The following is a 25,942-nucleotide window of genomic DNA, read 5'->3' on the forward strand; positions in this document are numbered from 1 at the left end:
CAAGGGCCTTCTGCTGGAACTCTCAATGTTCTCGCGCGTGTCATCGCGGTTCTTCTCCGACGCAAATCACCCCTCGGGGCGCTGCATCCGTTCATTAGCTGCACCAGACCTGCGTCTGCGTCAGCATCTCGTGGCCCCTTTCAGGGCCCAATCGGTCTGTCAAAACGTCCGTGGGTCTGGCCCGACACAACATCCATAACAGCGAAACTCGTATCCGGGGCGACGCGAAACAGCGTCGGAACCCCGTAGACGTAGATAAAGGGAATGAGAACGAAAAGACAATGGGAAATCTGAGGCGCGCACCCGGATGGGCGCGTAATAGTTTCCCGTTATGCGTGTGGGTGCATGTTTTTGATGCACACCTGTGCGTCGCGCGGTGCGCGGCGTTAAGAGCCGACGGGGTCACAGGATTTCAAAGGCTTTGCCCTGTTTCATCCGTTTGATCAGATCGGTCAGCTTGGCCAGAATGTCTTCGACAGTGCTTGGGTACTTCCCCATTGCCTACGACGTTCAAACCACGTCTCCCTTCCAATCGCTGGAGCCGGACGCAATCATGCGCGCCGTCTTGGACCATTAAGGCGTCAGGAATCGGTTTTTTCGATAGAAATGCTCGGTTTTTGGCGATGCGCCGTCACATGTCCCGACGGCAGCGGTCGCGCTTCTGCTCGGACAGGTTGGCACAGAACAGATCCAGCTGGATGTCGCGCTGCGTGGCGTAATCGGCGGCGCTATAGACCTGACGCACCATTGGATTGAAGGGCCACGCATAGTAGCTTTTGGAGGCATAGGGCAGCAGCATCGTGATGCGCGCTGTGCTCAGATCGAACGCCGCCGGATCGCTGACGTCGACGATCATGTAGTCCACCCCAAACCCGTTTGGCAGGCTGTCGGTTGCGGGATGGGTGATCGTGTCGAGGATGGCGCGCGCGGGGCCGCGAAAATGCGACAGCATCAGATAGTCCGCCGCGACCCGCGTGCCCGGCGGCGTTTCGACAGTCTTGCGGTCCTTGTATTCGCCCGGCGCGGGCACGTGTTCGAAAAACCGCAGATCGGCAAAGTCGACGGGTCCGGCGGCCAGCGCAGTCGCCATTTCTTCGCGGTTGTACAATCCGAAACTGCCTGCCGGTTCGCTGAACCTGTGAATGGCTGTGTGGGGCGTGCGCACTGTGTCGTCGCTGACAAAGACTTTGCCATCGATGGGCACACTGTCGGGCAGGATTGCGAGGGACCAGTTCGCCTCGGCCTGCAACCGGGCGCGCTGGTATTCGACCAGCGGCACCAGCACAAAGCCTGCGATCCAGATCAGCGCCAGTGGCCAGACCCAGAACCGCAACCCCTTGCGCCACAACCAGAACCCCAGCAGCGGCACAAGCAGGTAGAGCAGGTAAAACAGCCCGCCCATGATGAAATGCCGTGCAATACCGGCCCCGATATCCATGGCCTAGAGGTAGTCGGACCTTTGCAGCCCGTACTTGGCCATCTTTTCGTTCAGGGTCCGGCGTGGCAGGCACAATTCGTCCATGACAGAGGCGATGGACCCTTTGTGGCGGCGCATCGTGTTGTCGATCAGCATCCGCTCGAATGCCTCGACATATTCCTTAAGGGGCTTGCCCTCGGTTGTCATGACGGGCTGCATTTCCTCGTGATCGTTCATCAGCAGGGACGCGATTGATCCAGTCCCCCGGCGCGCCTGCAACACGGCGCGTTCGGCGATGTTGATCAACTGGCGCACGTTCCCCGGCCACGGGGCCTGCAACAGTTGTGCCGCCTCTTGTGCGGATACTTTGGGGGCATCGCAGCCATATTCGTCCGAGAATTGATCGCTGAGCCGCGTAAACAGGGTCAGGATATCCTCGCCGCGCTGGCGCAGCGGAGGCACGGTGATCTTGAGCGCGGCCAGACGGTAATAAAGGTCCGGGCGCAGCGCATCCTCGCAGGTGCGCCCCGCTTCTTGCAGGTTGCTGATCCCAACGATGCGGGTCTCGGCAGGCGTGCCCTGTTCGTTGATGATGCTTAGCAGACGGGCCTGCAGGCTCTCGCTCAGCGCTTCGATGTCTTCCAGCACAAGGGTGCCGCCGCGCGCCTCTTCGATGGCGGGCAGTTGCGCGTCTTCGGGATTCATCGGGCCAAACAGACGCTTGGCCAGCGCCTCTTCCTCCCAGGCTGAACAACTGATCAGGACAAATCGTTTGCCCGCCCGGCTGCCTACCGCGTGCAGGGCATGAGCCACCAACGTCTTGCCCGTGCCCGTCTCGCCATCGATCAGCACGTGGCCGTCCGCTTGCCCCAGATCGAGGATATCCTCACGCAGACGCTCCATCACCGGGCTTTGACCGATCAGCTTTTTCATCAACTGGCCGCCATCCGACAACTCGCGGCGCAGGGCGCGGTTGTCCATAGTCAGGCGACGCTGGCCCGTGGCCTTCTTGGCCAGTTGGGACATGCGATCCGGGTTGAACGGCTTTTCAAGAAAGTCGAACGCACCCACGCGCATCGCCTCGACGGCCATCGGCACATCGCCGTGGCCGGTGATCATGATCACAGGCAGGGCACTGTCATTGCCCATCAGCTTTTTGAGGAACTGCATGCCGTCCATACCGGGCATCTTGATGTCCGAGATGACAATGCCTGGGTATTCGGGGCCAAGCACTTTCAGCGCGTCCTCAGCACTGGCAAAGGTTTCGGTGTCATATCCTGACAGCGCCAGCCACTGGCTGATGGACTGACGCATGTCCTGCTCGTCATCGACAATGGCAATTTTCATCGCTTGGGTCATCTGAACTTACTCCGCCGCTTCTACTTTCTGGTCGTCGTCTTCGTCGTCTGTCTGTTCGCCCAGCACGGGCAACTGCATCTCAAAGACGGCACCACCGGACTGGCCGTTGCGCGCTGTTAACCGCCCGCCCAGATCGTTGACAATGCCCGATGAGATGGCAAGCCCCAAGCCCACGCCGTCGCCGGGCTGCTTGGTGGTGTAAAAAGGTTCGAACAGGGCATCGAGATCGGCAATGCCCGGGCCATTGTCACGCACGGTCAGGGTCGCGGTTTCACCGGCCGACAGGATGATGTCGACTTGCGGCGCGCGCACCGTCTTGGTCGCATCGATGGCATTGCGCAGCAGGTTGACCATGACCTGTTCAATGCGCAGGCGATCCCCCATCACTTCGACCGGGTCCGGGGGCAGCACGCGGTTGATCTGGACCCGGCGCTGACGCAGTTGCGGCTCCATCATCGACAGGCTCGAGGCAAGCGCATCGGCCATATCCACAGGGCTTAACGCATCCTGACCCTTGCGCGCATAGGATTTGAGCTGGCGTGTGATTGCCCCCATTCGCTCGATCAGATCGTCAATGCGGCCAAAGCTGACCAGCGCCTCGTCCGGTCGGTTGCGGCGCAACAAAAGGCGCGCACCCGCAAGGTAGGTTTTCATCGCCGCAAGGGGCTGGTTCAGCTCGTGACTGACGGCCGCTGACATCTCGCCAAGGGCGGCGAGTTTGGACGATTGTTCAAGGGTTTGCTCGGCCACGGCAAGGTCTTCCTGCACCCGTTTGCGCTCGGCGACTTCCCGCTGCAACTGCGCATTCAGATGGCGAAGCTCTGCCGACTCGCGCGCAGACAGGGCCAGCCGCGAGGCGGAACGGCGGCTGAGCGCATAAAATGCCAGCGCCAGCAGAATGGCGAATCCCATGATCTCGATGGCAAGAACGCCGTTCACCCGCTCACGCACCGACTCGTAGGTGGTGAAAGAAGTCATGCGCCAGCCACGGAAGGGAATGCGGTTTTCCAGACGCATCACCGCCTCGCCCTGAATGTAGGCATCCGCAGGCAGAGCCGTCCAATCCGCAGTGGCGCGGATCGCGCGCTCAATCGCGCTTTGCGGGGTCTGGCGTTCCAGCGCGTCTTCCTCGGTGCGTCCCCTCCAGCGCGGTTCGGTGGCAAGGATGATCTGGCCCACACTGTCGGTCACAAAGACGGCAGCCGAGATCCCGGCCCAAGCCCGTTCGAACTTCTGCAGATCGACCTCGACCGCGATGACGCCCAGTACGTCGCCGCCCGCCATGATCTTGCGGGAATAGGTGAACGAAAAACCGCCCGCCTCACGCTCGGTTGTCGTGAACACGGTGCCGGCGGCGCGCAAAGCATCGACAAAATACAGGTCCGCGCTGTGATTGGTGCCCAGGCGATTGCGGTCCGTGGCGGCCACCGCGCGCCCGTCGATATCCAGCAGCAGCAGGTTGGCCGCACCGATTTCTTCAACGAACGAGATCAGGCGCTGGGTGGATTGCTGATAGTCGGCGGAATTCAACGCCCCGATCAGCGTCGGGTCGCGCGCCAGCAATTGCGGCACAATGGCGTTCTGGCGCAGCTCGCTCAGCAGGTTGCCGGAATATAGCGCAAGCCGCAGTTCCGCGCGGTTCTTGGTGGTTTCGGTAAAGCGGTCGGTCAGCAAGCGATTGGTAAAGAAAACCGTGGCCACAGCCGCCACTGTCAGCACCACAAGTGCGGCGCGCACACGCCAGCCAATGATGCGCGGGGCGTGTCTTATGTTTGCGATCTGCGAGAACGGACCCATGGGCGCAGCATAGGCGCGCGCGCCCTGCCCCTCAAGTCACGCCGTGGTCAGTTGACCGGCCACTGCGCGAAACAACGCCTGTCCATCCGTGCCGCCGTGGCCCGAATCCGCCGCCCGTTCGGGGTGGGGCATCATGCCCAACACGCGTCGGTTGTGCGAAAGGATGCCCGCGATGTCCCCCATCGACCCGTTCGGGTTGTCCGTATAGCGGAAGGCGATGCGATCCTCGGCGCGCAGGGCGTCCATCGTTGCATCATCCGCAAAATAGTTGCCATCGTGATGGGCAATGGGAATGTCGACGACGTCACCTGCATTGTACCCTTCGGTATAGATGGATTGCGAGGTTTCGACCTTCAGCCCAACTGTCTTGCAGATGTATTTGAGGCCCGCATTGCGCAACAGCGCACCGGGCAGGATGCCGGTTTCGGTCAGCACCTGAAAGCCGTTGCAAATGCCCAGCACATAGCCGCCGCGTTCTGCATGGGATTTGACGGCCCGGCAGATCGGCGAATTGGCCGCAATGGCCCCGCAGCGCAGATAGTCACCAAAGGAAAAGCCGCCCGGCACGCCGACAATATCGATGCCATCCGGTAGGTCAGTGTCCTTGTGCCAGACCATCTGCACATCCGCCCCCGCGGCGCGAAAGGCCACCGCAAGGTCGCGATCACAGTTGGACCCGGGAAAGACGACAACAGCCGCCTTCATGACAGATCGACCCGGTAGCTTTCGATCACCGTATTGGCCAGCAGCTTTTCGCACATCGCGTTCACGTCCGCCTCGGATGTACCATCGGCCAGATCAAGCTCGATCACCTTGCCCTGACGCACGCCGCTTACCCCCTCAAAGCCAAGGGCACCAAGCGCGTGGCGTACGGCTTCGCCTTGCGGGTCCAGAACGCCGTTTTTCAGCATCACATGCACAGTTGCTTTCATGTCCGCTCCTATTTCTTTGGCGCTCAGTTGATCAGTGTGGGTTTGGTGATGGGCGAGGATGTCTTGGGCATCACACCCAGACGGCGCGCGACTTCGGTATAGGCATCTGTCAGATTGCCCAGATCGCGGCGGAACACGTCCTTGTCGAGCTTTTGGCCCGTTTCGATGTCCCATAAGCGGCAGCTGTCCGGGCTGATCTCGTCCGCCACGATCAGGCGCATGAAATCACCGTCATAGACGCGGCCGACCTCGATCTTGAAATCGACCAGACGGATGCCGACGGCCATCATCACGCCGCTCAGGAAATCGTTGACGCGCAGAGCAAGGCTGAGGATGTCGTCCATGTCCTGCTGACTGGCCCAGCCGAAGGCGGCGATATGTTCCTCGGTCACCAGCGGATCGCCCAGGGCGTCGTCCTTGTAGCAATATTCGACAATGGGCCGGGGCAATTGCGTGCCCTCTTCGATGCCCAAACGCTGGCTCATGGTGCCGGCGGCATAGTTGCGCACGATCACTTCCAAAGGCACGATTTCCACCTGGCGGACCAGTTGTTCGCGCATGTTCAGCCGTTTGATGAAATGCGTCGGCACCCCGATTTGCGCGAGGCCTGTCATGAAAAACTCGCTCAGGCGGTTGTTCAGAACACCCTTGCCGTCGATCACTTCTTTTTTCTGAGCGTTGAAGGCGGTGGCGTCGTCCTTGAAATACTGAACAATCGTGCCCGGCTCGGGACCTTCATAAAGGATCTTGGCCTTGCCTTCGTAAATCTTTTTGCGTCGCGCCATGGGCGTCCTTTCCCTCGGGGCGGCAGGGTGAGTCTGCCGCGCCTCGCGTCCTCATAAGCGTATCGATGAAGTGCCGCAAGCAAAGGGGTTGCATGGCGCGCCCGCCCCCCGCATATCTTAAGACAACAACTGATCCCACGGAGTAGGCCCATGAGCACCTTTGACGACCGCGAAAACGCCTTTGAAAACAAATATGCCCATGACGCAGAAATGCTGTTCAAGGCGGAAGCTCGACGCAACAAGCTGCTGGGCCTGTGGGCGGCCGGACTGATGGGCAAATCCGCAGAGGATGCGGCGGAGTATGCCAAGGAAGTGGTTGCCGCGGATTTCGAAGAGGCCGGGGACGAAGACGTCTACCGCAAGGTGTCTGGCGATCTGGGCGATCTGGCGGACGAAACCACAATCCGCTCCACCATGGTGGCGCTTATGGCCGAGGCCAAATCGCAAGTGATGAGCGAAGTCGAGGAATAACAAAGAAATACAGAGCACAACTGATGTTCTGAGAAAGCGCGTGGACCCTGTGTTCGCGCGCTTTTCTTTTGTCTTTGCACTTTGCCTGCCCGCGCCTCTGCCGGGACGCAAAGACCGCCAATACAAACGCGCCTCATTAAGGAGATGAATATTATGAAGTTTCTTCAATCACGCGCCTGTGAGATGTGGGGCACCTGACACGCGCGCGCGAGGAGTTTACATATGACCAACCCATTCTCCGACCTTCTGGCCGAAAAGGGCACGTTGCTGGCCGATGGTGCCACCGGCACGAACCTGTTCGAAATGGGATTGATGGCCGGTGACGCGCCCGAGCTTTGGAATGAAACCGCACCCGAAAAGATCACGACCCTTTACAAAGGGGCTGTGGATGCGGGCAGCGATGTGTTTCTCACCAACTCGTTCGGGGCGAACGCCTCGCGCCTGAAGCTGCATGATGCAGGCCACCGTGCCTTTGAATTGAGCAAGCTGGCCGCCGAAATCGGACGCGATGTCGCCGACAGCGCAGGCCGCCGCGTAATCGTTGCCGGATCAGTTGGCCCAACGGGCGACATCATGGAACCGGTCGGCACCCTGTCCCACGCCGATGCGGTCGAGATGTTTCACGAAACCGCGGCGGGCCTGAAAGCAGGCGGCGCCGACATAGGCTGGGTCGAGACGATTTCGGCCCCCGAAGAATTCACCGCAGCCGCCGAAGGGTTCGCGCTGGCCGACCTGCCTTGGGTTGGCACGATGAGCTTTGATACCGCCGGGCGCACCATGATGGGTGTGACCAGCACCGACATGGCCAAGCTGGTCGCGGGTCTGCCCAACCCGCCACTGGCCTTCGGGGCCAATTGCGGCACAGGCGCATCGGACCTGCTGCGCACGCTGCTGGGCTTTGCCGCCACCGGCACCGAGATCCCGTTGATCGCCAAGGGCAATGCGGGCATTCCGAAATACCATGACGGCCATATCCACTATGACGGCACACCCGAGTTGATGGCCGATTACGCCGCCCTTGCCCGCGACTGTGGCGCATCAATCATCGGCGGATGCTGCGGAACGACCCCTGCCCATCTGCGCATGATGCGCACAGCGCTCGACACCCGGCCAAAAGCTGCGGCGCCAACACTGGATGCCATCGTTGCGGCCCTTGGCGCGTTCACCTCGGCAGGCGACGGCACGGGTGATGACACGGCACCGACGCGCAAGCGGCGTGGCAACCGGCGCGTCGCCTGAGGGGTCAGAACAGGCTCAGCTGTGCGCTTGGCCGCACCGGGGGCTGAAACAGATCGACACGCATCGGCGGGGCCGAGGATTTGAGCCCCAACCGCTTGATTGCGACGGCAAAGCGTGCCGCGACCATCTCGGCATAGGCCCCCTCGCCCCGCATCCGGTGGCCCCAGCGTGCGTCGTACTCCTTGCCGCCGTGCATCTCGCGCAGCCGCGCCATGATACGCCCCGAACGGTCTGGAAAATGCATCGCCAACCAGTCCCGCCACAGCCCTGAGACCTCTTGCGGCAGGCGCAACATAATCCAGGACGCTGTGCGCGCACCTGCCCTTTTGCCTTGTGCCAGAATGTCTTCCAATTCGGGGTCCGTCAGCGCGGGCACCATGGGCGAGGCCATCACGCGCACGGGCACGCCTGCCGCGCTGAGCCTCTGTATCATCTGCAAGCGACGGTTCGGGGATGGTGCACGGGGTTCCATCAACCGCGACAGGGTCGCATCCATTGTCGTGAGTGAAATCCCGACCCGCAACAGCCCGCGCCGCGCCATACGGCCCAGAATATCAAGATCACGTTCGATAAGCGCCCCCTTGGTGACGATGGCGACGGGGTGACCGCACTCCTCCAGCACCTCAAGGCAGGCGCGCATGATCCCACGCTCTTTCTCGATGGGCTGGTAGGGATCGGTGTTCGTGCCGATGGCGATAGGCGCAACTTTGTAAGAGCGCCTCGCCAACTCTGCACGCAGCACATCCGGCGCATCGGGCCGGGCCACCAGCTTCGTCTCGAAATCGAGCCCCGGCGACAGGCCCAGATAGGCGTGGCTGGGCCGGGCAAAACAATAGACGCAGCCATGTTCGCACCCCCGATAGGGGTTGATCGCACGATCAAAGGGCAAGTCGGGCGAGCGATTGTACGAAATGATCGAACGCGGGCGCTCAATGCTCACTTCGGTGCGCAGGGTCGGCAGGGCCTCGTCCACATCCCAGCCGTCATCCACACCATGCCGGGTGACGTTGTCAAAACGGCTGACGCTGTTGGTCAACGCCCCGCGTCCTTTCGGCTGTTTCGTCTGCAGATCGGGTTTCATGGTTAAAACTTAGAACAAATAAGGAACACATGCCAGAAAAGAGTTGAAAATCAGTCACACACTTGTGTCCATTAACGCGCGCGTCGCGCCTGATCCAAGGCATGTCGCAATCCGGACAGTGGCCCTGCGGCATTCTGACCGATAAGATGTAAAAGCGAAGGCGGGCCCGCGCCCGACATCTCAAGGCTCAAGGAAAGACCATGTCAGACGAAGACGAAATCATCCTGTCCGAACTCGACGACGAAGAGCTTGTCCAACAGATGTTCGACGATCTCTACGACGGTCTGCGCGAAGAGATCGAAGAAGGCGTGAACATCCTGCTGGAACGCGGCTGGGCCCCTTACGATATTCTGACCAAAGCGCTGGTGGGTGGCATGACCATCGTGGGCGCGGATTTCCGCGACGGGATCCTGTTCGTGCCCGAAGTGCTGCTGGCCGCCAACGCGATGAAGGGTGGCATGGCGATCCTCAAACCCCTGCTTGCCGAAACCGGTGCGCCGCGCGTCGGCAAGATGGTGATCGGCACAGTCAAGGGCGACATCCACGACATCGGCAAGAACCTCGTGTCCATGATGATGGAAGGTGCGGGTTTCGAAGTGGTCGATCTGGGCATCAACAACGCCGTTGAAAAATACCTTGATGCGATCGAGGCCGAAGGGCCAGATATCCTCGGTATGTCCGCCCTGCTCACCACCACGATGCCCTATATGAAGGTGGTGATCGACACGATGGTCGAAAAAGGTATCCGGGACGACTACATTGTTCTGGTCGGCGGTGCCCCTCTGAACGAGGAATTCGGCAAGGCCATTGGCGCGGACGCCTATTGCCGCGATGCCGCTGTGGCGGTGGAAACGGCCAAGGAATTCGTGGCGCGCAAACACAACCAGATGGCGGCCGGATAACTTCGGCCCCCAAAGGCCCGAGGAGACGGACACATGCTGCGAGACACGCCCCTGTGCGATTTCGGCTGGGCCGCGCCTGCGTTCGAGCTGCCCGACGCCCATGGCAAACTGCATCGATCCGCCGACCATCTGACCTCAAAGGGTCTGCTGATCGCCTTCATCTGCAATCATTGCCCTTACGTGATCGCCATTGCCGAGCGGCTAGCGGCGGATGCGCAGATTCTGCAGGACGAAGGGATCGGTGTGCTGGCCATCATGTCCAATGATTACGACAGCTATCCAGCCGATGCGCCCGACCGTATGATCGCCTTTGCCGAAACGCACAATTTCCCCTTTCCTTACCTTATCGACGCGGATCAGAGCGTGGCCCGCTCTTACGATGCCATCTGCACGCCTGACTTCTTTGGCCTCAATGGCGCGGGGCAGTTGCAGTATCGCGGGCGGCTGGATGATGCACGCATGGGCGATGCGACGAACCGCACGCCCGAACTGGTGAACGCGATGCGCGACATTGCAGCAACCGGTCAGGGGCCGCAGGATCAGGTTGCCAGCATGGGCTGCTCGATCAAATGGCGCTGAGCGACACAACACTGACCGAACAAGGACTGGATGCCACGGGCACAGGACGCATCCTGCTGATCGCCTGCGGTGCGTTGGCACGCGAAATCCTCGACCTCAAGGCGCTCAACGGCTGGGACCATATGGACCTCACCTGCCTGCCCGCCAAGCTGCACCTCTATCCCGAAAAGATCACCGAAGAAGTCCGTAAGGCGGTTGCCAAACACCAGGGCGCTTATGCGACTATTTTCGTGGTGTATGCCGATTGCGGCACAGGTGGGTTGCTGCAAGCGGCCTGCGACGAGATGGGGGTTCAGATGGTCGCAGGCCCGCATTGCTATAGCTTTTTCGAAGGAAATGAACGATTTGCGCACCACAGTGAAAGTGAATTCACGGCCTTCTATCTTACCGATTTCCTCGTGCGCCAGTTCGAAGCGTTCATCCTCAAACCGATGGGGCTGGACCGTCACCCCGAACTTCGCGACATGTATTTCGGCAATTATGAAAAGCTGGTCTATCAGGCCCAGACCGACGATCCGGCGCTGACCGAAAAGGCAAAACAAGCCGCCGACCAACTCGGCCTCGCCTTTGAACGTCGATTCACTGGCTATGGCGATCTGAAAACCACGCTCGCCCGTCTCTGACTTGAAAAATCCCGGGGGTTTTGGGGGCCGCGCCCCATTCACAAAATCAAATCGCGTCGCCGCAAGGCGGCCTTTGGATCACCCGGCGGCCACAGCGCGCACGCGTTCGATCATGGCGCGCAACCCGTTGGAGCGCTGCGCTGACAAATGATCGTTCAGACCAAGGCGCGTCATCTCGGCCCGCGCATCCACATCCAGAACGGCTTTGGCGTCCAAGCCATTGTAAAGACGCCGTAAAAGAGCGATCAGGCCTTTGACGATCATCGCGTCGCTGTCGCCGTCAAAGTGAAACCGGCCATCCTCGACCGTCGCATGCAACCACACCTGGCTCGCGCAGCCCTCGACCTTGGTCGCAGGCACTTTAAGCGCCTCATCCAGCGGCTCCATCGCCTTGCCCTGCTCGATCACATAGCGATAGCGATCTTCCCAGTCCTCAAGGAACTCGAAATCCTCCACAACCTCTTCGAATGCAGCGCTTGCCATTTGACCCTCATGCCATCTTCCGTGGTCCGAGACGTAGGCGCTGCACCTGCAAAGGTCCAGTGCGGCAATGGGCGCTTTTCAAGCGGGGCGACATCCGTTACCAAAAGAGCCAAGAAAAACACGCGAGCAGACAATGCGCCTTTTGACGACAACAGTTTTGATTGCAACGCTTTCCCTCAGCGCGTGCGGCGCAATCCGGGACAGCCGGGTCAACCCGTTCAACTGGTTTGGAAACAGCCGGTCCGAACCAATCGAACAGGACACGCGCGCGCAGACGAACCCGCTGATCCCGGTGAACGACCGTGGCGGGCTGTTCCGCTCGGCCCGCAACCAGATCGAAGAATACCGTGGCCGTCCGGTTGATCAGGTCAGCGGACTGGTCATTGAACGCGTGCCGGGCGGTGCGATTGTGCGCGCCACGGGCATCTCGGCCTATGATGGACCGTTCAGCGTGCGATTGACCCCGGCCAACGACGATGCCGAACCTGTGGACGGCGTGCTGACCTACAGGCTTGAGGCCGAGCGCCCGCGCGATCTGCGCCGCACCACGTCAACGCGTGTGCGCACGGTGACCGCCGCCGTCAGTCTCAGTGATCGGGAATTGCGCGATGTGCGCGTGATCCGGGTCGAAGGCGAACGCAACGCTCAAACGACAACTCGCCGCTAGGCAACCCGCGCTTACTCAGTCCAATGCAATAATGCGGATGTCCGCGCCGTCGGCTGTCAGCGCCACGCGCCCCTCGCACAACCGCAAGGCGTCTTCGCCAAAGACCTCGGAACGCCATCCCTTGAGGGCGGCCACATCCCGCACCCCTGCCGCCAGTTCATCCAGATCGGAGGCTGTCGCAATCAGTTTTGCCGCCACGCCCGCACTTTCCGTCTTGGCCTTCAAAAGCACGCGCAGCAGATCGGCCAAAGCCGGGTTCACCTGCAGCTTTTCGCGGCTGCGATCCGGTTTGGGCTGCTTTTCGGGGGCCATCGCAACACCGCGCGCAACCGCCGCCAGAATGCCGTCAGCAATGTCGCCCTTGCGCGCCTCTCGCAGCAACAGACGCGAGCGGCCAAGGTCTTCGAGCGACTTGGGCTTGTTGCTGGCCAGTTCGACAAGCGCATCATCCTTGTAGACCCGGTTGCGGGGGATATTGCGGCTTTGGGCATGGCTTTCGCGGAATGCGGCCAGTTCCTGCACCACGGCCAGAAATTTCGAGGATGAGGTGCGTGTCTTCACCCGCTTCCAGGCGTTGCGTGGATCGATGATGTAGGTCTCCGGGGTAAGCAGAGTCTGCAACTCTTCGGACACCCAGCGCGCGCGCCCGCTGTCTTCCAGCTTGGCGGCCAGAAATTCGTAGATCTGGCGCAAATGCGTGACATCGGCCAGCGCGTATGTCTTTTGGGCATCCGTCAGCGGACGGCGCGACCAGTCTGTAAAACGCGAGGTCTTGTCCAGCGGTTGCCGCGCGATCTTGCGCACCAGCGTCTCATAGCCGACCTGTTCACCAAAGCCGCAGACCATGGCCGCGACCTGCGTGTCAAACAGGGGTTCGGGAAACACCTGCGCATCGACATAGAAGATTTCGAGGTCCTGCCGGGCGGCATGGAACACCTTGACCACGGACGTGTCGCGAAACAGATCGTATAGCGGCTCAAGCGACAGCCCGCCCGACAGCGGGTCCACCAGAACGGCATTGTCATCCGTGGTACCCGGCATCGCCAGCTGTATCAGGCACAGTTTGGAGTAATAGGTGCGCTCTCGCAAAAACTCAGTATCGACCGTGATGTACGCGTGGTTGGCCGCCTCTTTGCAATATGCGGTGAGGTCGTCGGTCGTTGTTATTGTTTTCATACGCGAACTTCTTGGCTTTTGCGGTGCTCGGCACCGTGTGATCTGAGGGACGCTATAGCAATCGACGGGGCGTTGCTAGAGCGTGAGGGGCGTGGTGTTCCCGGCGGCGAACCGGCGCAGGGTGGCCGGGTAAAGGCGATGTTCCTGCACCAGCACACGCGCCGCCAGTGTCTGAGGCGTGTCGCCCGGTTCAATTGCAATACGCGCCTGTCCGAGGATCGGGCCGTCATCCAGCGCCGGGGTGACCAGATGCACGGTGCATCCGTGTTCCGTATCGCCCGCATCAAGCGCACGGGCGTGGGTGTTGAGGCCCTTGTATTTCGGCAGCAAGGACGGGTGAATGTTCAGCATCCGGCCCTGCCACGGCGCGACAAAGCCTCCCGTCAGAACCCGCATGAACCCCGCAAGGCAAATGATATCCAGATCGTAAGGCGCCAGCGCGTCCGTAATTGCTGCCTCGAAACTCGCGCGATCCGCACCATAGGGCCGGTGATCGATCACTTCGGTCGCGATGCCCTGCGTACGCGCCCACGCGATCCCGCCCGCTCTTTCGTTGTTCGATAGAACCACGCTGGGCCGTGCCGGGTGATCGCCCTGCATATCCTCGACCAGCGCGCGCATGTTGGACCCGCCGCCAGAGACGAAGATGCCAACCCGTTTGCTCACCAAAGCGCGCCTGAATAGCGCACGCCTTGCCCCGTACCGATCTGGCCAAGGGTCACAACCGTTTGTCCCTCGTCCGTCAGCGCGGCTGTAACGTCAGCGACAGCGTCCGGGCTGACGACCACGACCATGCCGATGCCTGCGTTGAAGGTCTTGAGCATTTCTGATTGTTCCATCCCACCGGTTTCGGCCAACCACCGGAACACTGGCGGCAAGTCCCATGCCCCAAGGTCGACCGTGGCCCCAAGGCCGTCCGGCAGGACACGTGGCAGGTTTTCGGTCAAACCGCCGCCCGTGATATGGGCAAACCCATGCACACCGCCTGCGCGGATCGCGGCCAATGCCGCTTTGACGTAAAGGCGCGTGGGCGTCAGCAACGCCGCGCCCAGACTGCCCTCGCCCCACGGACAGGCATCAGCCCATCCAAGGCCCGACGCCTCGACAATCCGGCGCACCAGCGAATAGCCGTTGGAATGCACCCCGTCCGAGGCAAGGCCCAGCAGCACGTCGCCCGCGCTCACGTTCGAAGGCAGGTCGGTGCCACGCTCCATCGCGCCGACGGCAAAGCCTGCAAGGTCGAAATCGCCTGCCGGATACATGCCCGGCATCTCTGCCGTTTCGCCTCCGATCAGGGCACAGCCTGAGGCGCTGCACCCTTTCGCGATCCCTTCGATGATGCGTGCGGCCTGATCAAGCTCCAGCTTTCCAGTGGCGAAGTAGTCGAGGAAAAACAAGGGTTCAGCGCCTTGGCACACCAGATCGTTCACGCACATCGCCACCAGGTCAATGCCGACGCCGTCCACGTTGCCGGTGTCGATAGCGATGCGCAGCTTGGTGCCCACGCCGTCAGTGGCGGCAACCAGCACAGGGTCAGTGAACCCTGCGGCCTTGAGATCAAACAACCCGCCAAAACCACCGAGGCCCGAGGCGACGCCTGCGCGTTTGGTGGCCGCGGCCGCAGGCTTGATCCGCTCGACAAGCGCATTGCCCGCGTCGATATCCACGCCCGCCTGGGCGTAGGTCATTCCGTTCTTGCCGGGTTCGGCCATGTCATGCTCCGTCATCACAGTGCGCACCCCCTACCAAGGAGGTTCCGCGCCGTCCATGGCCGCTGTTCAGCGGCGCGTTCTTTCTTGCCGCTTCATCTCGCTGCGCGCCCCCATTCCAAGGAAAAAGCGACCCACCAGCAGGTAAAGCCCCATGACGCCCACAAGGATCAAAAGCATGCCGACAAATCCCACCTGCGCAAGAACGACGCCGATGTTGAACCCGGATAGAGCGGAAAAGCCCATCAGGATCAGCAGACCCAGCCCGAAGTTGATCATCGTGAAGATCGGGGCCAGCCGCCACATCCGTGGCTTGTCCAGCAATGTGCCGGTCTTGCGCACATAGGTTCCGCCCGCATCCATCGCAGGCACGATGATCGAGGCGATGCCCATACCTGCACCCGCATCAACACCCGCCAGCACATCAAGGGCCAAACTGATCAGGATCAGGGCCACGAAAGTGATCAGGGTGACCACCGTGTAGCGTTTCAATATCTGGGCATCTGTCATTGCGGTGTCTCACGTTTCTTGTCCGTGCTGTGCGTAACCTGCACAGGCCCCTGCGGCAAGCACGCCAATCGCTTGACCTTTGACGCCGCTCTGGCTAGCCAAGCGTCATGGCGGGCCTGTAGCTCAATTGGTTAGAGCAGAGCGCTCATAACGCTTTGGTTGCGGGTTCAAGTCCTGCCGGGCCTACCATATCCCCGCCTCAGTCGCGATTGCGCGCGTAACAGGTTGTGCCTGCGAACGGCGGCAACCATTCCGCGCGGCGGATGCACCACAATTCGTAGGTTGGCACGAGGTCGTGCGGCGGATCGAGCGCGCCCAGATGGACTTCGATTTCGCCTTCGCTGCGCGCATAGACCGGGCTGCCGCAGTGCCGACAAAAGGCGCGTCCCTCATAGCTGCGCACGGCCCCGGTGACCTGCACGGCTGCGTCCTCGAACACGGCGGCGGCATAAAAGGCAGCGCCGTGGTGTCTGCGGCAATCCAGACAGTGGCAAATGCCGACACGTCTGGGCGCACCTGTCGCAACAAGGCGGACCTCGCCGCATTGACACCCGCCAGCATAGGTCATTGCGCGCCTTACCCTGCCTTCTTCACGTGCCAGTCCACAGTCATGCTCACCACCGTGTCGCCCTCGGCGTCGCGGATGTCCACGTCGACCGCAAAGGCGACCTTGCCCACGTCTTTCAATGTGGCCAGCAATTCGGAGCCTGGCACGCTGGTCCGGGCGGTGGCGGTCAGACGGCCCTTGGCGATCTTGACGTATTTGATCTGTGCGCCTGCCGCGACGGGGCGCACTTCCAATAGCACAGGTGCCAGCGCCCCGCCCAATGCGCCGCCCGATGCGGCCTCTCCCAGCGTGAACATCGCACCCGCATGTTGCGAAGCGATGTGGTTGCTGGTTTCGGTACGCTGATCCAGCGCTGCTGTGGCCACGCCGTCGCCGATTTCAATCAACTCGATGCCCACATGGGCGGCAAAGGGAATGGTTTTTTCCATATGGTGCTTGATCATGTCGTATGGGGTCATGCGGCGTGCTCCTTGATCTATTTTTTATTGGCTAGGGGCCTTTGCGCGTCTCGGGCAAGCGTGCCGTTGCGGAACGCCGGATCAGCGTGCAATCACGATGTCCGCCCGCAGCCCCCCAGTTTTTCGCTTCGCCCAAGGCGCAATACGCCGCCATGGGCGCGGGCGATGTCCGTCGCAATGGCAAGGCCGAGGCCCACGCCCGATCCCTGATCCTGATTTCGGGACGCATCAAGGCGCACAAACGGGCGCTGCGCGTCCGCGCGGCTTTCCTCTGGTATACCCGGGCCTGCATCCTCGACCCGGAAACGCAATGATTTGTCGCTGACCCGGACCGACACTTCGGCACGCCGTCCATAGCGCACCGCATTGGCGATCAGATTGTCGATGGCACGGCGCATTGCGGCCACGCGCAAGGTGACAGTGCCCTCGCCTTCGACCTCTGCCATTGCCACGGGCAAGCCGCCCCGCTCCGCGTCCTCAACCAACGCGCGGACCAAAGCAATCGGGTCAACCTCTTCCGGTTCGCCCTCGCTTTCGCCTTTTGCAAAGCTGAGGAAGGCGTCGATCATCTCCTGCATATCGTCCACATCGCGTTCCAGCGGGATGCGATCCTCGTCCTCCAGCATCGACAGGGCAAGGCGCATGCGCGTCAGCGGGGTGCGCAGATCGTGGCTGACCCCGGACAGCATCAGGGTGCGTGTTTCGATCTGGCGTTCGATCCGCGCCCGCATGTCCACAAAGGCAGTGCCCGCGGCCCGCACCTCGGCGGCGCCTGCGGGCGTATAGGGAATGGCATTGCCCCGCCCGAACGCCTCGGCGGCATTGGCCAGCCGTTTGATCGGACGCAACTGATTGCGCATGTAGATGAAGGCGATGATGGTGATCAGAACGCCGAAAAACACCATGTTGACCAACAGTTGATGGGGCGCTGCGGCAGACACGCGGCGTCGGTCAAACTGCATCGCGATGGGCCCGGGATCTGTGTCCAGCACAAGGCGCACAATGCGGTCATTGGACAGGTCGACAACAGCGACCTGCGGTATCTGTTCCCGGATATTCTGGTTTATCACGATGCCGGAAAAGTCGTACCAGACGCGCCGATCCGGCAAGGCAAGTGCGCTTTGATCCACGGGCTCTACGGTGATGTCGAGCGGCCCAATCACATCTGCCGCCCGCGCATCGAGATTGTCCAGCGTGTCGGCCCCTTCGATCACGGACAGCACAAGGCGTACTTCGCGCGCGGCGGCGTTGCTCATCTGCCGTGTGACATCCTCAAAATGGTCCGATACAAACACCACCGACACGACAAGCTGCACAAATATGACAGGCAGCGCCAGAATCAGCGCCGCACGGGCATAGATGCCTCTGGGCATGTACTGTTTGAGCCACTGAAAGAACATGCGCGCAACCTAGCGTGCAGCGCGCATGACTTAAAGGAACAAGACCGCCGATGCAGATGGACAATTTCGACCCGCCCATCGGCATCGCCGAAGTCTTGGAACCCGGGCTGCGCCGCATCGTCGCCCCCAATCCGTCGCCCATGACCTATCGCGGCACAAACACCTATCTGGTCGGTCACAGCGACCTGGCGGTCATCGACCCCGGCCCGGACACTCCATCACATCTGGAGGCGGTCCTGCATGCCGTTGAGCCCACGCAAAAGATCAGCCACATCGTCGTGACGCACAGCCATCTCGACCACTCTCCGCTCGCTCGGCCTTTGGCCGAAGCCACGGGCGCACCGGTGCTGGCCTTTGGCCCATCGGATGCGGGGCGCAGTGCCGTGATGGCGCAGCTTGTGGCAGCAGGTATGAGCGGGGGTGGCGAGGGAATCGACCACGGGTTTGAGCCCGACATCATCCTGTCAGATGGCGCTAGCATTGCGGGCGCGGATTGGGAGCTGTCGGCGATCCACACCCCTGGACATCTGGGCAATCACATCTGCCTTGGCTGGAACGATGTGTGCCTGACCGGGGATCACGTCATGGGATGGGCCAGTTCGCTGGTCTCACCTCCGGACGGGGATCTCACCGATTTCATGTTGTCGTGCGACCGTCTCGCGCAGCAAAAGTGGCGGACGTTCTTTCCCGGCCACGGCGCACCAATCGCAGAGCCCAACGCACGTCTCGACTGGCTGATCGCGCATCGCATATCGCGCGAAGTGGCTATTCTGAGCGCCCTTGACGCAGGCCCCGCAACCGCTGCCGCCATCGCGCGCTCCGTCTACACGGACACACCTGCCGCGTTGCTGCCCGCCGCAACGCGCAATGTCTTGGCGCATCTCATTGACTTGATGGGAAAATCTCAGACGCGTGCGCTCGGCGCACTCACTGCGGACACCACGTTCGAGCGGACGTGATGCGGGTCGCACTTTTTTAGCGCCGAGCCTTGCAAACCCTCTAGACGACAGGAATCCGCCTTGCTATACGGCGCGAACCGTTCCGGCGTAGCTCAGCGGTAGAGCAGTTGACTGTTAATCAATTGGTCGTAGGTTCGATCCCTACCGCCGGAGCCATTTCTCCAAAAAGAAATACCCGATCAGCGACACCGCATTACGGCTGCTGGTCACTCCCCTAAACCAAATCTCACCGCGGCGCGTTTTCGCAACTGCCATCGGCGACATGCATCAAGTGGCGTATGTGTCGGGCAAAATACCATGTGGCGGGTGCGCCGATGACGCAGCCCAATCCGATGGACCATGCCGTCGATGCAACCGGTCCGCCAAGCCAGCTGAAAATCAGGGAGGCAAAGAATACGTTTACCGCCGCCGCCCCTGCCCCGAACGGGTAAAGTACCAGTGCAATCTGTGTGGTGGACCATCCGCCCGCGCTCATCGACGGGACACCAGACGCTGCACGACCACCATTGCAGCGATCAAGGCAAGGCAGGCCAGGCCATACCACAGCTCGGCCGTGGCGGACTGCGCTTGGGGGATGGGCCTGTCGAACCCTTCTGCGAAAGCGGGTGATGCCATCAGGGCAGTGCAGAAACAGATCAGTGGGCGCATGTCAGCTCTCCTGTGTGAGTGTCCGGTAGATGTCGGGCAATGCGCGGGTCAGCCGCGCGGGGCTTGGCAACAATGTGAAACCGCCGCGCCCGAAGATGCGGGCGAACCAGTCCTGTCCGTCTTCGTTGATGATGATGCCATGCAGGCTTTGGCCCATGTTACGGGCGTGGCGCACCGCCATGTGACTGTCTTCGATGCCATACTGGCCTTCGTAGTGATCCAGATCGTTGGGTTTGCCATCTGTCAGAACGATCAGCAACCGACGTGCACTGGGTTCATCAGCCAGTTGCGCACTGACATGTCGGATCGCGGCCCCCAGACGGGTGTAGTGGCCGGGTTTCAACGCGCCGATATTGGCTGTGATGTCTTGCGACATGGGTGTGTCAAACCCCTTGCACCGCGTCAGGAACACCCGATCGCGGCGCAGTGAGGAAAAGCCCCAGATGGCGAGGCGATCGCCTGCCGCATCGATGCCTCCGGCCAGGGCCGCCATCGCCTCACGCGCGACGGCAATAACCGATGTGTCACCAATGGCCGCTTCGGTCGAGCGTGACGTGTCGATCAGGAACGCCACTGACAGATCCCGTTCAACCTGCCGTGCCGATTGCCAGATGCGGTCGGACCCGCGCCCGGTGGCCGCCAGATCAGCACGGGCGGTCAGCAGCGCATCAAGGTCCAGTTCGGACCCGTCGACCTGACGCGTCTGCAGGATGCGGCGGGGACGCAGGGCGTCGAATTGGCGACGCACTTCGCGCATCCGGCGCGTGTTCGGCACAAATGGTGTCGTACCGGGTTGCGCCGGCGTGTCGAGCACACGGCAGTGATCCGCCAGATAGCTGCGGCTGCGGTGGTTCCATTCCGGATAAGTGTGTTCAGCGGCAAGGGCCTCGTGATCGGCATCAGCAGGCGACAGATCAAGATGCAGGCGCAGGCGCGTCGCCGCCTTGCGATCAGGTTTGGACAGTATGATTTCGTCCTGATCCTCGGCCGCCTTCTGCGCGTTTTCGTCGTCGTCATCGTCGATGCTGCGGTTGAAGTTCATCGACTCGACCCATGACAGGATCGATTCAAAGCGGTGGATGATAAAGCTGTCCTTGCGCCCCTGCTGGTCCTGATCCTTGCGCGTGCCGGGCTTTCGGCTGGCGCGCGCGGCGTTCGGGGGTGCAGATGCGGTTTCGGGGGCATCGTCTGTTGCAGCCGCGCCAGACCCGGGCTTTGCAAAGCGTAACCAGATCGGGACTGGCGCAAAGGGCATGTAACCGTGAGGTTTCGGGCCAGACGTCAGCTGCGGTGATCCCCCGACAAGTTGGGTGCGAACGGCTTCCTCGATTGCGGCCTCATGGGCGGGGCGCAAAACATCGGTGCGTGCAGACAGGCACAGGCCGGCCATTTGGGCATAGGACTGTTGCAATCCGGGGCATGTGGCCCAGGCCGCGTGCATTGCCTGCGCATTGATTTGGATCTGTGCGTGGTCGTGGTCGTGGTCGGGTCCGTCCTCTGTCCCGTCAAGCAGCGACAGATCCGCCTTGGCCGCCAATGCTGTCAGCCAGAAATATGCGGCTCGGTTCAAAATCGGGTCAGGAAAGGCCGCGATGACGGGCGGCAGCGCAAGGCGTTCGCCATCAAAACGCGCCAGCCATTCACGATCCCGATCTGAACCAAGCCTGCGGCGCAGCGCACGCCGGTGCTGCACCACGGTGGCTGCGGCCTCAGTCAACTCGACACCCGGCGCGCCGCCCAAAGAGCGGAAAAGAACGGCAAGGCTTGGTTTCACGGATGCCAGCGCGATGGCCGCCTCCAGATAGATCACGTCGGCCCCGATGCCGCTGGCCAGATCATGCCAGAGATTTCCGACAGTCTCTTCGGGCTCCATCAGATCAAGTAGGCGCATCGGATTATCCGTAGACGGTCGCGACCAGATCGCGCAGCGATTGCTGAACGTCCGGTTCGTCGCTGAGGGGTTCGATGATCGCCGCCTCCAGCGCCTGATCGACGCCCATGCCGCCCGCCATCAGGGTCGCCGCATAGATCAAAAGGCGGGTCGACACGCCTTCCTCAAGGTCCATGCCAGACAGGCGCCGTATGTATCCCGCAAGGCGCACCAGCGGCTTGGCGCGCGCGGCATCAAGACCGCTTTCGCTGTTGAGGACGGCCAATTCGGTTTCGGGGTCGGGAAAGTCGAAGGTGATCGACAGGAACCGCTGCCGCGTGGACGGTTTGAGGCGTTTCAGCACATTCTGGTAACCCGGGTTGTAACTGGCCACGAGCATGAAGTCCTTGGGCGCGCGCAGTTCCTCTCCGGTCCGGTCAATCATCAGTGTCCGCCGTGTGTCGGTCAGCGGATGCAGCACGACTGTCACGTCTTTGCGCGCCTCGACCACTTCGTCGAGATAGCAGATACCGCCCGTCCGCGCCGCGCGGGTCAGCGGCCCGTCGACCCACACCGTTTCACCACCTTTCAGCAGGTAGCGCCCGATCAGGTCGGCCGCGGACAGGTCGTCATGGCAGGCGACGGTAAACAGTGGCTTGCCCAGTTGGGCCGCCATATGTTCGACAAACCGTGTTTTGCCGCAGCCGGTCGGCCCCTTCAGAAGAAGGGGCAAACCGTTGTCATGGGCCGATCTGAACAGCGCGCACTCGCGCCCTGTGGGCTGGTAGAACGGCACGGCTGGTGTGGTTGCGATGTTCATCACCTACTCTCCCGGAACCGACGTGGCAGGACCGGGCGTGATCACCTCGGTCTTGCGATCGACCAGCGTGGAATAGATGAACAAGAGCGCGCCGATCACCACCGCAAAGCCCGCGCCAAAGCGCATGAGATAGAAGATCGACAGGCTTTCCTGTACCTCCATGTAGTAATCGCCAACCACCCGCTGCATATGCGTCTGAATGGTGCCCGCAAAGGTCAGCACAAAGGTCATGAAAGCCATACCCCCCGTCATCAGCCAGAACGATGCCATGTTGAGCACTTGGTTATAGGGCGCGCGTTCCCGCAGCATCGGCATGGCATAGGTGAACACCGCAAGGTTCAGCGCGACATAAGCGCCATAAAATGCAAGGTGCCCGTGCGCGGCGGTGATCTGCGTGCCGTGGCTGTAGAAATTCACCCCGTGCAGCGTGTGCAGGAAGCCCCAGACCCCCGCGCCAAAGAAGGCGACTGTGCTGGACCCCAGCGACCATAACAGGGCGGCCTTGTTGGGATGGTTCTTGCGCCCCTTCCAGACCATGACAAAGGCGAAGGACATCATCAGGAAGAACGGGATCACCTCGAAGGTCGAAAAGATCGAACCGACCCACTGCCAATAGCCCGGCAAACCGATCCAGTAGAAATGGTGCCCGGTGCCGAGGATGCCCGAGAACAAGGCCGTGGCCACGATGACATAAAGCCATTTTTCCACCACTTCACGATCCACACCCGTCAATTTCAGCAGGAGAAACGCAAGGATCGCCGCCATCACCAGTTCCCACGTCGCCTCCACCCACAGGTGGACGACAAACCACCAGTACATCTTGTCCAGAGACAGGTTGTCAGGGTTGATGAACGCAAAGACCCACAACAGCGACAACAGCCACAGACCCATCAGCAGTACATTGGTGATGGCCGTTTTCTTGCCTGCCAGCACGGTCATCGACACGTTGAACAAAAAGATCAGCGCCGCGACCAGAATGCCGAACTTGACCCACAGGGGCTGTTCCAGAAATTCGCGCCCGCCATGGATGCCGACAAGGTACGACCCCACCGCACCCAGCGTTCCGACCGGCAGGATGATCAATTGCAGATAGGCCAGTTTGGTCGAATAGATTTCGCGCTCTGATTCCTCGGGGATGAGGAAATAGGCGGCACCGAAAAAGCCCAGCAGCAGCCAGACGATCAGCGCATTGGTGTGGATCATGCGGATGACGTTGAAGGGCAGCAGTTCTGACAGAAAGTTGGGCGAGACATACATCCAGCCCGCCAGCAACCCGCCCAGCACCTGAACGGCGAACAGTGCCATGGCCGCCACGATGTACCAGTACGCCACTTTTTGAGATTGATATTTCATGGGTGTGCCTCCTTAGCCTGCGTCGTTGGGCGGCCAGCCCTGCGTGTCTGTCTGATCAGCCCACCGCAGGAATTCGGCGAGGCCACGAATGTCTTCATCGCTCAACTCGTACCGGGGCATCTGGCGGCGACCTTCGACCCCGCTGGGCTGGCCTTCGATCCAGCCCTTGAGGACTTCGAACGCGTCTTCGGGGCTGTCCAGAACACCCCAGCGCGTCATCACATTGCCGACCTCGGGGGCGAAATAGGCCCCTTCCCCGTGCAGGCTGTGACAGTTGATGCACGAATGCTTTTCCCACACGTGCTTGCCGTGGCGCACCGCGTCACTCAGCTCCATGCCGGCGGTCGAGGTCCGAACGACATACCTGTGCGAATGCACGGTCATCCCCACAAAGACGACGACAAAGAAAATCGAGCCTCCGTAGAAGATGTTGCGCGCCCGCGATTTCGTGAGGAATTCAGCCATACCTGGGGCCTCCTTTGACTTCGGGATGACCTTATTTCTAGGGGGCGTCCGCTGCCGGAGTTTGTGCTGGCACAATGTTCTGCGCGATTGGCTGGCTAGACTGCTTTAAAAAACAGGAGGCACCATGCCTTGCCCCAAGATCACTGATCCGGATCTTTCGCTTGAAGATTTGATGGCCGAGTGGCCGCAGACCGTGTCAGTCTTCTTGCGCCACAATATGCTGTGTGTGGGATGCATCATCGCGCCGTTTCACACTGTCACGGATGCCTGCCGGGAATACCATCTGAACCAGGACGCGTTCATGTACGAACTGCTGGATGCCGCCCGTCTGGTGTGATGCGGCTCAGCCTTGGCTGAGCACGACCAGAGCATGGGCATCACGGACTGTGATCCGCTTGCGTTTGCTGTGCACCAGCCCCTGCTTTTCCCAGCCCGACAAAAGGCGGCTGACTGTGTGCAGGGTGGTTGCTGTCAGTTCCGACAAATCCTGCCGGGTGATGGGAAAGTCGATTTCGATCCCATCGGCGACCTTGCGGCCAGTCTGGTTGATCAGGCGCAGCAAGGCGTTTGCGACGCGTTGTTCGACCTGTTGCGTTGCCATCTCGACAATGCGGCTTTGCATCTCGCCCAGCCGGTCGCCGACGGTCTTGTAGGTTTCGGTCGCGAACCCATCATAGTCTGCGACGAAACTGGTCCACAGACGCGCGGGCCAGCTCAGCGCCAGAACCTCGCTCGCAGCAATTGCAGTGGCAGGATAGGTGTCTTTGCCCAATGCGGTGGCAATGCCGATCAATTGCCCGGCTGGCACATGCAAGGCAGTCACCTGCTCGCCCGTTTCGGTGATGCGCATCACCCGAACATAGCCATCCAGCAACATGTAGAACCGATCTGCGGGCGCCCCTTCCTCGAACACTGCGATCCCGGGTTCGATCCGTTTCGCGCTGGCCTGATCAAGGATCGTGCGGATCTGGCGCGCCTCAAGTTTTGAGAACGGAGGCAGATGGGTCAGCAGGCTTTCATCAAGCCGCGGAAAGATCTTGCGCGTGGCCGGGGCATTCATGCCGTCCAACCTGCCACATCGCACCCCGTAAAGCCATGGTGGCAATCACAGCGCACCGGCCCGCTTTCTCGCATCTCTTTGCGCCAGCACAAACTGGGCCGGCCAGAAAAGCCTAGCCTTTTGCACAAGACAAAAAGTGATCGGAAAGGAAGAACAAAATGATCCGCACACTCGCAACCGGCATCGCGCTTGCCACCCTTCTGGGGGGCGCCGCATTTGCCGAAACCATCGAAGTCCAGATGCTCAACAAAGGCAGTGACGGAGAACGGATGGTTTTTGAACCCGCCTTCGTTCAGGCCGCGCCCGGCGACACCATCAAGTTTCTGGCCAGCGACAAGGGCCACAATGCCGAAATCAACAAGGGCATGATGCCTGACGGCGCCGAAGCGTTCAAAGGCAAGATCAACGAAGAGATCGAAGTCACGCTGGATGTCGAAGGTGTCTACGGCGTCATCTGCAAGCCGCATTTCGCCATGGGCATGGTGATGACCATCGCCGTGGGCGACGTGCAGGCCCCCGACGATTTTCTGGAAGGCCGCGTGCCCAAACGCGCCAAAGAACGCTTTGAGGCGCAATTGAACAACCTGTGAATTTCTTAGGCGGATGCGCCC

The 25,942-nt window shown here is 61.1% G+C and carries 30 protein-coding genes, 2 tRNA genes and 1 pseudogene; 11 read left to right on the top strand and 22 right to left on the bottom strand.

Annotation, left to right across the window (positions count from 1 at the left end; translation table 11 throughout):
• Window positions 1-631: 631 nt before the first annotated feature.
• Genes ACERZ8_RS15720 through purC form a run of 6 tightly spaced genes read right to left on the bottom strand, consistent with a single transcriptional unit; the run spans window position 632 to window position 6,290 of the window.
• On the bottom strand, window positions 632-1,438 hold the full coding sequence (locus ACERZ8_RS15720; protein WP_407593088.1) for a hypothetical protein: 807 nt from the start codon (window positions 1,436-1,438) through the stop codon (window positions 632-634).
• 3 nt (window positions 1,439-1,441) lie between these two features.
• Window positions 1,442-2,776, bottom strand: a complete 1,335-nt coding sequence (locus ACERZ8_RS15725) for a sigma-54-dependent transcriptional regulator (protein ID WP_407593089.1) — start codon at window positions 2,774-2,776, stop codon at window positions 1,442-1,444.
• Window positions 2,777-2,782: 6 nt separating this feature from the next.
• Window positions 2,783-4,573, bottom strand: coding sequence for a sensor histidine kinase (locus ACERZ8_RS15730; RefSeq protein WP_407593090.1), 1,791 nt, complete (start codon window positions 4,571-4,573; stop codon window positions 2,783-2,785).
• 36 nt (window positions 4,574-4,609) lie between these two features.
• Window positions 4,610-5,278 (bottom strand): phosphoribosylformylglycinamidine synthase subunit PurQ, encoded by a 669-nt coding sequence (gene purQ / locus ACERZ8_RS15735; protein WP_407593092.1) that lies wholly within the window; start codon window positions 5,276-5,278, stop codon window positions 4,610-4,612.
• The gene (gene purS / locus ACERZ8_RS15740; RefSeq protein WP_407593093.1) at window positions 5,275-5,505 is read right to left on the bottom strand and encodes a phosphoribosylformylglycinamidine synthase subunit PurS; all 231 of its coding nucleotides are present in this window, start codon (window positions 5,503-5,505) and stop codon (window positions 5,275-5,277) included. The genes purQ and purS overlap by 4 nt, the downstream gene beginning before the upstream one ends.
• A 23-nt stretch (window positions 5,506-5,528) precedes the next feature.
• Entirely contained in the window at window positions 5,529-6,290 is a 762-nt protein-coding gene (gene purC / locus ACERZ8_RS15745) for a phosphoribosylaminoimidazolesuccinocarboxamide synthase (protein ID WP_407593094.1), read from the bottom strand.
• A gap of 150 nt (window positions 6,291-6,440) precedes the next feature.
• Here purC and ACERZ8_RS15750 point away from each other — a divergent pair, with 150 nt between their 5' ends.
• Both ACERZ8_RS15750 and bmt read left to right on the top strand, forming a co-directional pair.
• Window positions 6,441-6,761, top strand: coding sequence for a DUF1476 domain-containing protein (locus ACERZ8_RS15750; RefSeq protein ID WP_407593096.1), 321 nt, complete (start codon window positions 6,441-6,443; stop codon window positions 6,759-6,761).
• Window positions 6,762-6,983: 222 nt separating this feature from the next.
• Window positions 6,984-8,000, top strand: a complete 1,017-nt coding sequence (bmt, locus tag ACERZ8_RS15755) for a betaine--homocysteine S-methyltransferase (RefSeq protein WP_407593097.1) — start codon at window positions 6,984-6,986, stop codon at window positions 7,998-8,000.
• A 4-nt stretch (window positions 8,001-8,004) separates the two neighbouring features.
• On the opposite strand, the gene ACERZ8_RS15760 is transcribed toward bmt, so the two are convergent.
• Window positions 8,005-9,081 carry a PA0069 family radical SAM protein gene (locus ACERZ8_RS15760; protein WP_407593098.1) on the bottom strand — a complete coding sequence of 359 codons (1,077 nt, stop codon included), beginning with the start codon at window positions 9,079-9,081 and terminating at the stop codon, window positions 8,005-8,007.
• Window positions 9,082-9,281: 200 nt separating this feature from the next.
• Between ACERZ8_RS15760 and ACERZ8_RS15765 the strand changes: the two genes are divergently transcribed.
• The 3 genes from ACERZ8_RS15765 to ACERZ8_RS15775 are packed head-to-tail and all read left to right on the top strand — an operon-like array spanning window position 9,282 to window position 11,185.
• A complete protein-coding gene (locus ACERZ8_RS15765) occupies window positions 9,282-9,983 on the top strand; it encodes a corrinoid protein (protein WP_407593099.1) in 702 nt (233 codons plus the stop codon).
• Window positions 9,984-10,016: 33 nt separating this feature from the next.
• The gene (locus ACERZ8_RS15770; RefSeq protein WP_407593101.1) at window positions 10,017-10,562 is read left to right on the top strand and encodes a thioredoxin family protein; all 546 of its coding nucleotides are present in this window, start codon (window positions 10,017-10,019) and stop codon (window positions 10,560-10,562) included.
• On the top strand, window positions 10,553-11,185 hold the full coding sequence (locus ACERZ8_RS15775) for a DUF1638 domain-containing protein (protein ID WP_407593102.1): 633 nt from the start codon (window positions 10,553-10,555) through the stop codon (window positions 11,183-11,185). The genes ACERZ8_RS15770 and ACERZ8_RS15775 overlap by 10 nt, the downstream gene beginning before the upstream one ends.
• A gap of 78 nt (window positions 11,186-11,263) precedes the next feature.
• On the opposite strand, the gene ACERZ8_RS15780 is transcribed toward ACERZ8_RS15775, so the two are convergent.
• Window positions 11,264-11,668, bottom strand: coding sequence for a SufE family protein (locus ACERZ8_RS15780; protein ID WP_407593103.1), 405 nt, complete (start codon window positions 11,666-11,668; stop codon window positions 11,264-11,266).
• Between the two features lie 133 nt (window positions 11,669-11,801).
• Here ACERZ8_RS15780 and ACERZ8_RS15785 point away from each other — a divergent pair, with 133 nt between their 5' ends.
• The gene (locus ACERZ8_RS15785) at window positions 11,802-12,335 is read left to right on the top strand and encodes a hypothetical protein (protein WP_407593104.1); all 534 of its coding nucleotides are present in this window, start codon (window positions 11,802-11,804) and stop codon (window positions 12,333-12,335) included.
• A gap of 15 nt (window positions 12,336-12,350) precedes the next feature.
• Here the strand turns inward: ACERZ8_RS15785 and rnd are convergent, their stop codons facing one another.
• The 4 genes from rnd to ACERZ8_RS15805 all read right to left on the bottom strand — a co-directional run bounded on the left by rnd (window position 12,351) and on the right by ACERZ8_RS15805 (window position 15,730).
• The gene (gene rnd / locus ACERZ8_RS15790; RefSeq protein ID WP_407593105.1) at window positions 12,351-13,511 is read right to left on the bottom strand and encodes a ribonuclease D; all 1,161 of its coding nucleotides are present in this window, start codon (window positions 13,509-13,511) and stop codon (window positions 12,351-12,353) included.
• 75 nt (window positions 13,512-13,586) lie between these two features.
• Window positions 13,587-14,177: a phosphoribosylglycinamide formyltransferase gene (gene purN, locus ACERZ8_RS15795; RefSeq protein ID WP_407593106.1), complete on the bottom strand. Its 591-nt coding sequence runs from the start codon at window positions 14,175-14,177 to the stop codon at window positions 13,587-13,589.
• Entirely contained in the window at window positions 14,174-15,238 is a 1,065-nt protein-coding gene (gene purM / locus ACERZ8_RS15800; protein ID WP_407593107.1) for a phosphoribosylformylglycinamidine cyclo-ligase, read from the bottom strand. The genes purN and purM overlap by 4 nt, the downstream gene beginning before the upstream one ends.
• A 51-nt stretch (window positions 15,239-15,289) precedes the next feature.
• Window positions 15,290-15,730, bottom strand: coding sequence for an ABZJ_00895 family protein (locus tag ACERZ8_RS15805; RefSeq protein ID WP_407593108.1), 441 nt, complete (start codon window positions 15,728-15,730; stop codon window positions 15,290-15,292).
• Between the two features lie 112 nt (window positions 15,731-15,842).
• Here ACERZ8_RS15805 and ACERZ8_RS15810 point away from each other — a divergent pair.
• A tRNA-Ile gene (locus ACERZ8_RS15810) sits at window positions 15,843-15,919 on the top strand.
• 10 nt (window positions 15,920-15,929) lie between these two features.
• Here ACERZ8_RS15810 and ACERZ8_RS15815 read toward each other — a convergent pair.
• From ACERZ8_RS15815 to ACERZ8_RS15825, 3 genes and pseudogenes are all read right to left on the bottom strand, one after another.
• Window positions 15,930-16,298 (bottom strand): GFA family protein, encoded by a 369-nt coding sequence (locus tag ACERZ8_RS15815; RefSeq protein ID WP_407593109.1) that lies wholly within the window; start codon window positions 16,296-16,298, stop codon window positions 15,930-15,932.
• A gap of 8 nt (window positions 16,299-16,306) precedes the next feature.
• Window positions 16,307-16,756, bottom strand: a complete 450-nt coding sequence (locus tag ACERZ8_RS15820) for a DUF4442 domain-containing protein (RefSeq protein ID WP_407593111.1) — start codon at window positions 16,754-16,756, stop codon at window positions 16,307-16,309.
• Between the two features lie 81 nt (window positions 16,757-16,837).
• Window positions 16,838-18,156: pseudogene (locus tag ACERZ8_RS15825) on the bottom strand (ATP-binding protein).
• A 56-nt stretch (window positions 18,157-18,212) separates the two neighbouring features.
• On the opposite strand from ACERZ8_RS15825, the gene ACERZ8_RS15830 reads away from it, so the two are divergent.
• Both ACERZ8_RS15830 and ACERZ8_RS15835 read left to right on the top strand, forming a co-directional pair.
• Entirely contained in the window at window positions 18,213-19,115 is a 903-nt protein-coding gene (locus ACERZ8_RS15830; RefSeq protein ID WP_407593112.1) for an MBL fold metallo-hydrolase, read from the top strand.
• 81 nt (window positions 19,116-19,196) lie between these two features.
• Window positions 19,197-19,271, top strand: a tRNA-Asn gene (locus ACERZ8_RS15835).
• A 70-nt stretch (window positions 19,272-19,341) separates the two neighbouring features.
• Here ACERZ8_RS15835 and ACERZ8_RS15840 read toward each other — a convergent pair.
• Genes ACERZ8_RS15840 through ACERZ8_RS15865 form a run of 6 tightly spaced genes read right to left on the bottom strand, consistent with a single transcriptional unit; the run spans window position 19,342 to window position 24,271 of the window.
• Window positions 19,342-19,590: an NnrT protein gene (locus ACERZ8_RS15840; RefSeq protein ID WP_407593114.1), complete on the bottom strand. Its 249-nt coding sequence runs from the start codon at window positions 19,588-19,590 to the stop codon at window positions 19,342-19,344.
• Window positions 19,587-19,763, bottom strand: coding sequence for a protein NnrT (locus ACERZ8_RS15845; RefSeq protein WP_407593115.1), 177 nt, complete (start codon window positions 19,761-19,763; stop codon window positions 19,587-19,589). The genes ACERZ8_RS15840 and ACERZ8_RS15845 overlap by 4 nt, the downstream gene beginning before the upstream one ends.
• A 1-nt stretch (window position 19,764) precedes the next feature.
• Window positions 19,765-21,654, bottom strand: coding sequence for a nitric oxide reductase activation protein NorD (locus ACERZ8_RS15850; protein WP_407593116.1), 1,890 nt, complete (start codon window positions 21,652-21,654; stop codon window positions 19,765-19,767).
• Window positions 21,655-21,658: 4 nt separating this feature from the next.
• Complete coding sequence (locus ACERZ8_RS15855; protein WP_407593118.1) at window positions 21,659-22,453, bottom strand: CbbQ/NirQ/NorQ/GpvN family protein; 795 nt, start codon at window positions 22,451-22,453, stop codon at window positions 21,659-21,661.
• 3 nt (window positions 22,454-22,456) lie between these two features.
• A complete protein-coding gene (locus ACERZ8_RS15860) occupies window positions 22,457-23,806 on the bottom strand; it encodes a cbb3-type cytochrome c oxidase subunit I (protein WP_407593120.1) in 1,350 nt (449 codons plus the stop codon).
• 12 nt (window positions 23,807-23,818) lie between these two features.
• Window positions 23,819-24,271, bottom strand: a complete 453-nt coding sequence (locus ACERZ8_RS15865) for a c-type cytochrome (RefSeq protein ID WP_407593121.1) — start codon at window positions 24,269-24,271, stop codon at window positions 23,819-23,821.
• A 124-nt stretch (window positions 24,272-24,395) separates the two neighbouring features.
• Between ACERZ8_RS15865 and ACERZ8_RS15870 the strand changes: the two genes are divergently transcribed.
• The gene (locus ACERZ8_RS15870) at window positions 24,396-24,608 is read left to right on the top strand and encodes a DUF1858 domain-containing protein (RefSeq protein WP_407593122.1); all 213 of its coding nucleotides are present in this window, start codon (window positions 24,396-24,398) and stop codon (window positions 24,606-24,608) included.
• Window positions 24,609-24,614: 6 nt separating this feature from the next.
• Here ACERZ8_RS15870 and ACERZ8_RS15875 read toward each other — a convergent pair whose 3' ends face one another.
• Window positions 24,615-25,331, bottom strand: coding sequence for a Crp/Fnr family transcriptional regulator (locus ACERZ8_RS15875; RefSeq protein ID WP_407593123.1), 717 nt, complete (start codon window positions 25,329-25,331; stop codon window positions 24,615-24,617).
• A gap of 158 nt (window positions 25,332-25,489) precedes the next feature.
• Between ACERZ8_RS15875 and ACERZ8_RS15880 the strand changes: the two genes are divergently transcribed.
• Window positions 25,490-25,921, top strand: a complete 432-nt coding sequence (locus tag ACERZ8_RS15880; protein ID WP_407593124.1) for a pseudoazurin — start codon at window positions 25,490-25,492, stop codon at window positions 25,919-25,921.
• Window positions 25,922-25,942 lie beyond the last annotated feature (21 nt).

This window comes from Tateyamaria armeniaca, from assembly GCF_045797845.1.
GTDB classification, from domain to species: domain Bacteria; phylum Pseudomonadota; class Alphaproteobacteria; order Rhodobacterales; family Rhodobacteraceae; genus Tateyamaria; species Tateyamaria armeniaca.

What these genes read in the sequence shown, in the direction of transcription:
- ACERZ8_RS15720 (WP_407593088.1), bottom strand. Translation starts at nt 1,438, where the DNA reads ATGGATATCGGGGCCGGTATTGCACGGCATTTCATCATGGGCGGGCTG.
- ACERZ8_RS15725 (WP_407593089.1), bottom strand. Translation starts at nt 2,776, where the DNA reads ATGACCCAAGCGATGAAAATTGCCATTGTCGATGACGAGCAGGACATG.
- ACERZ8_RS15730 (WP_407593090.1), bottom strand. Translation starts at nt 4,573, where the DNA reads ATGGGTCCGTTCTCGCAGATCGCAAACATAAGACACGCCCCGCGCATC.
- purQ (WP_407593092.1), bottom strand. Translation starts at nt 5,278, where the DNA reads ATGAAGGCGGCTGTTGTCGTCTTTCCCGGGTCCAACTGTGATCGCGAC.
- purS (WP_407593093.1), bottom strand. Translation starts at nt 5,505, where the DNA reads ATGAAAGCAACTGTGCATGTGATGCTGAAAAACGGCGTTCTGGACCCG.
- purC (WP_407593094.1), bottom strand. Translation starts at nt 6,290, where the DNA reads ATGGCGCGACGCAAAAAGATTTACGAAGGCAAGGCCAAGATCCTTTAT.
- ACERZ8_RS15750 (WP_407593096.1), top strand. Translation starts at nt 6,441, where the DNA reads ATGAGCACCTTTGACGACCGCGAAAACGCCTTTGAAAACAAATATGCC.
- bmt (WP_407593097.1), top strand. Translation starts at nt 6,984, where the DNA reads ATGACCAACCCATTCTCCGACCTTCTGGCCGAAAAGGGCACGTTGCTG.
- ACERZ8_RS15760 (WP_407593098.1), bottom strand. Translation starts at nt 9,081, where the DNA reads ATGAAACCCGATCTGCAGACGAAACAGCCGAAAGGACGCGGGGCGTTG.
- ACERZ8_RS15765 (WP_407593099.1), top strand. Translation starts at nt 9,282, where the DNA reads ATGTCAGACGAAGACGAAATCATCCTGTCCGAACTCGACGACGAAGAG.
- ACERZ8_RS15770 (WP_407593101.1), top strand. Translation starts at nt 10,017, where the DNA reads ATGCTGCGAGACACGCCCCTGTGCGATTTCGGCTGGGCCGCGCCTGCG.
- ACERZ8_RS15775 (WP_407593102.1), top strand. Translation starts at nt 10,553, where the DNA reads ATGGCGCTGAGCGACACAACACTGACCGAACAAGGACTGGATGCCACG.
- ACERZ8_RS15780 (WP_407593103.1), bottom strand. Translation starts at nt 11,668, where the DNA reads ATGGCAAGCGCTGCATTCGAAGAGGTTGTGGAGGATTTCGAGTTCCTT.
- ACERZ8_RS15785 (WP_407593104.1), top strand. Translation starts at nt 11,802, where the DNA reads ATGCGCCTTTTGACGACAACAGTTTTGATTGCAACGCTTTCCCTCAGC.
- rnd (WP_407593105.1), bottom strand. Translation starts at nt 13,511, where the DNA reads ATGAAAACAATAACAACGACCGACGACCTCACCGCATATTGCAAAGAG.
- purM (WP_407593107.1), bottom strand. Translation starts at nt 15,238, where the DNA reads ATGACGGAGCATGACATGGCCGAACCCGGCAAGAACGGAATGACCTAC.
- ACERZ8_RS15805 (WP_407593108.1), bottom strand. Translation starts at nt 15,730, where the DNA reads ATGACAGATGCCCAGATATTGAAACGCTACACGGTGGTCACCCTGATC.
- ACERZ8_RS15815 (WP_407593109.1), bottom strand. Translation starts at nt 16,298, where the DNA reads ATGACCTATGCTGGCGGGTGTCAATGCGGCGAGGTCCGCCTTGTTGCG.
- ACERZ8_RS15820 (WP_407593111.1), bottom strand. Translation starts at nt 16,756, where the DNA reads ATGACCCCATACGACATGATCAAGCACCATATGGAAAAAACCATTCCC.
- ACERZ8_RS15830 (WP_407593112.1), top strand. Translation starts at nt 18,213, where the DNA reads ATGGACAATTTCGACCCGCCCATCGGCATCGCCGAAGTCTTGGAACCC.
- ACERZ8_RS15840 (WP_407593114.1), bottom strand. Translation starts at nt 19,590, where the DNA reads ATGAGCGCGGGCGGATGGTCCACCACACAGATTGCACTGGTACTTTAC.
- ACERZ8_RS15845 (WP_407593115.1), bottom strand. Translation starts at nt 19,763, where the DNA reads ATGCGCCCACTGATCTGTTTCTGCACTGCCCTGATGGCATCACCCGCT.
- ACERZ8_RS15850 (WP_407593116.1), bottom strand. Translation starts at nt 21,654, where the DNA reads ATGCGCCTACTTGATCTGATGGAGCCCGAAGAGACTGTCGGAAATCTC.
- ACERZ8_RS15855 (WP_407593118.1), bottom strand. Translation starts at nt 22,453, where the DNA reads ATGAACATCGCAACCACACCAGCCGTGCCGTTCTACCAGCCCACAGGG.
- ACERZ8_RS15860 (WP_407593120.1), bottom strand. Translation starts at nt 23,806, where the DNA reads ATGAAATATCAATCTCAAAAAGTGGCGTACTGGTACATCGTGGCGGCC.
- ACERZ8_RS15865 (WP_407593121.1), bottom strand. Translation starts at nt 24,271, where the DNA reads ATGGCTGAATTCCTCACGAAATCGCGGGCGCGCAACATCTTCTACGGA.
- ACERZ8_RS15870 (WP_407593122.1), top strand. Translation starts at nt 24,396, where the DNA reads ATGCCTTGCCCCAAGATCACTGATCCGGATCTTTCGCTTGAAGATTTG.
- ACERZ8_RS15875 (WP_407593123.1), bottom strand. Translation starts at nt 25,331, where the DNA reads ATGAATGCCCCGGCCACGCGCAAGATCTTTCCGCGGCTTGATGAAAGC.
- ACERZ8_RS15880 (WP_407593124.1), top strand. Translation starts at nt 25,490, where the DNA reads ATGATCCGCACACTCGCAACCGGCATCGCGCTTGCCACCCTTCTGGGG.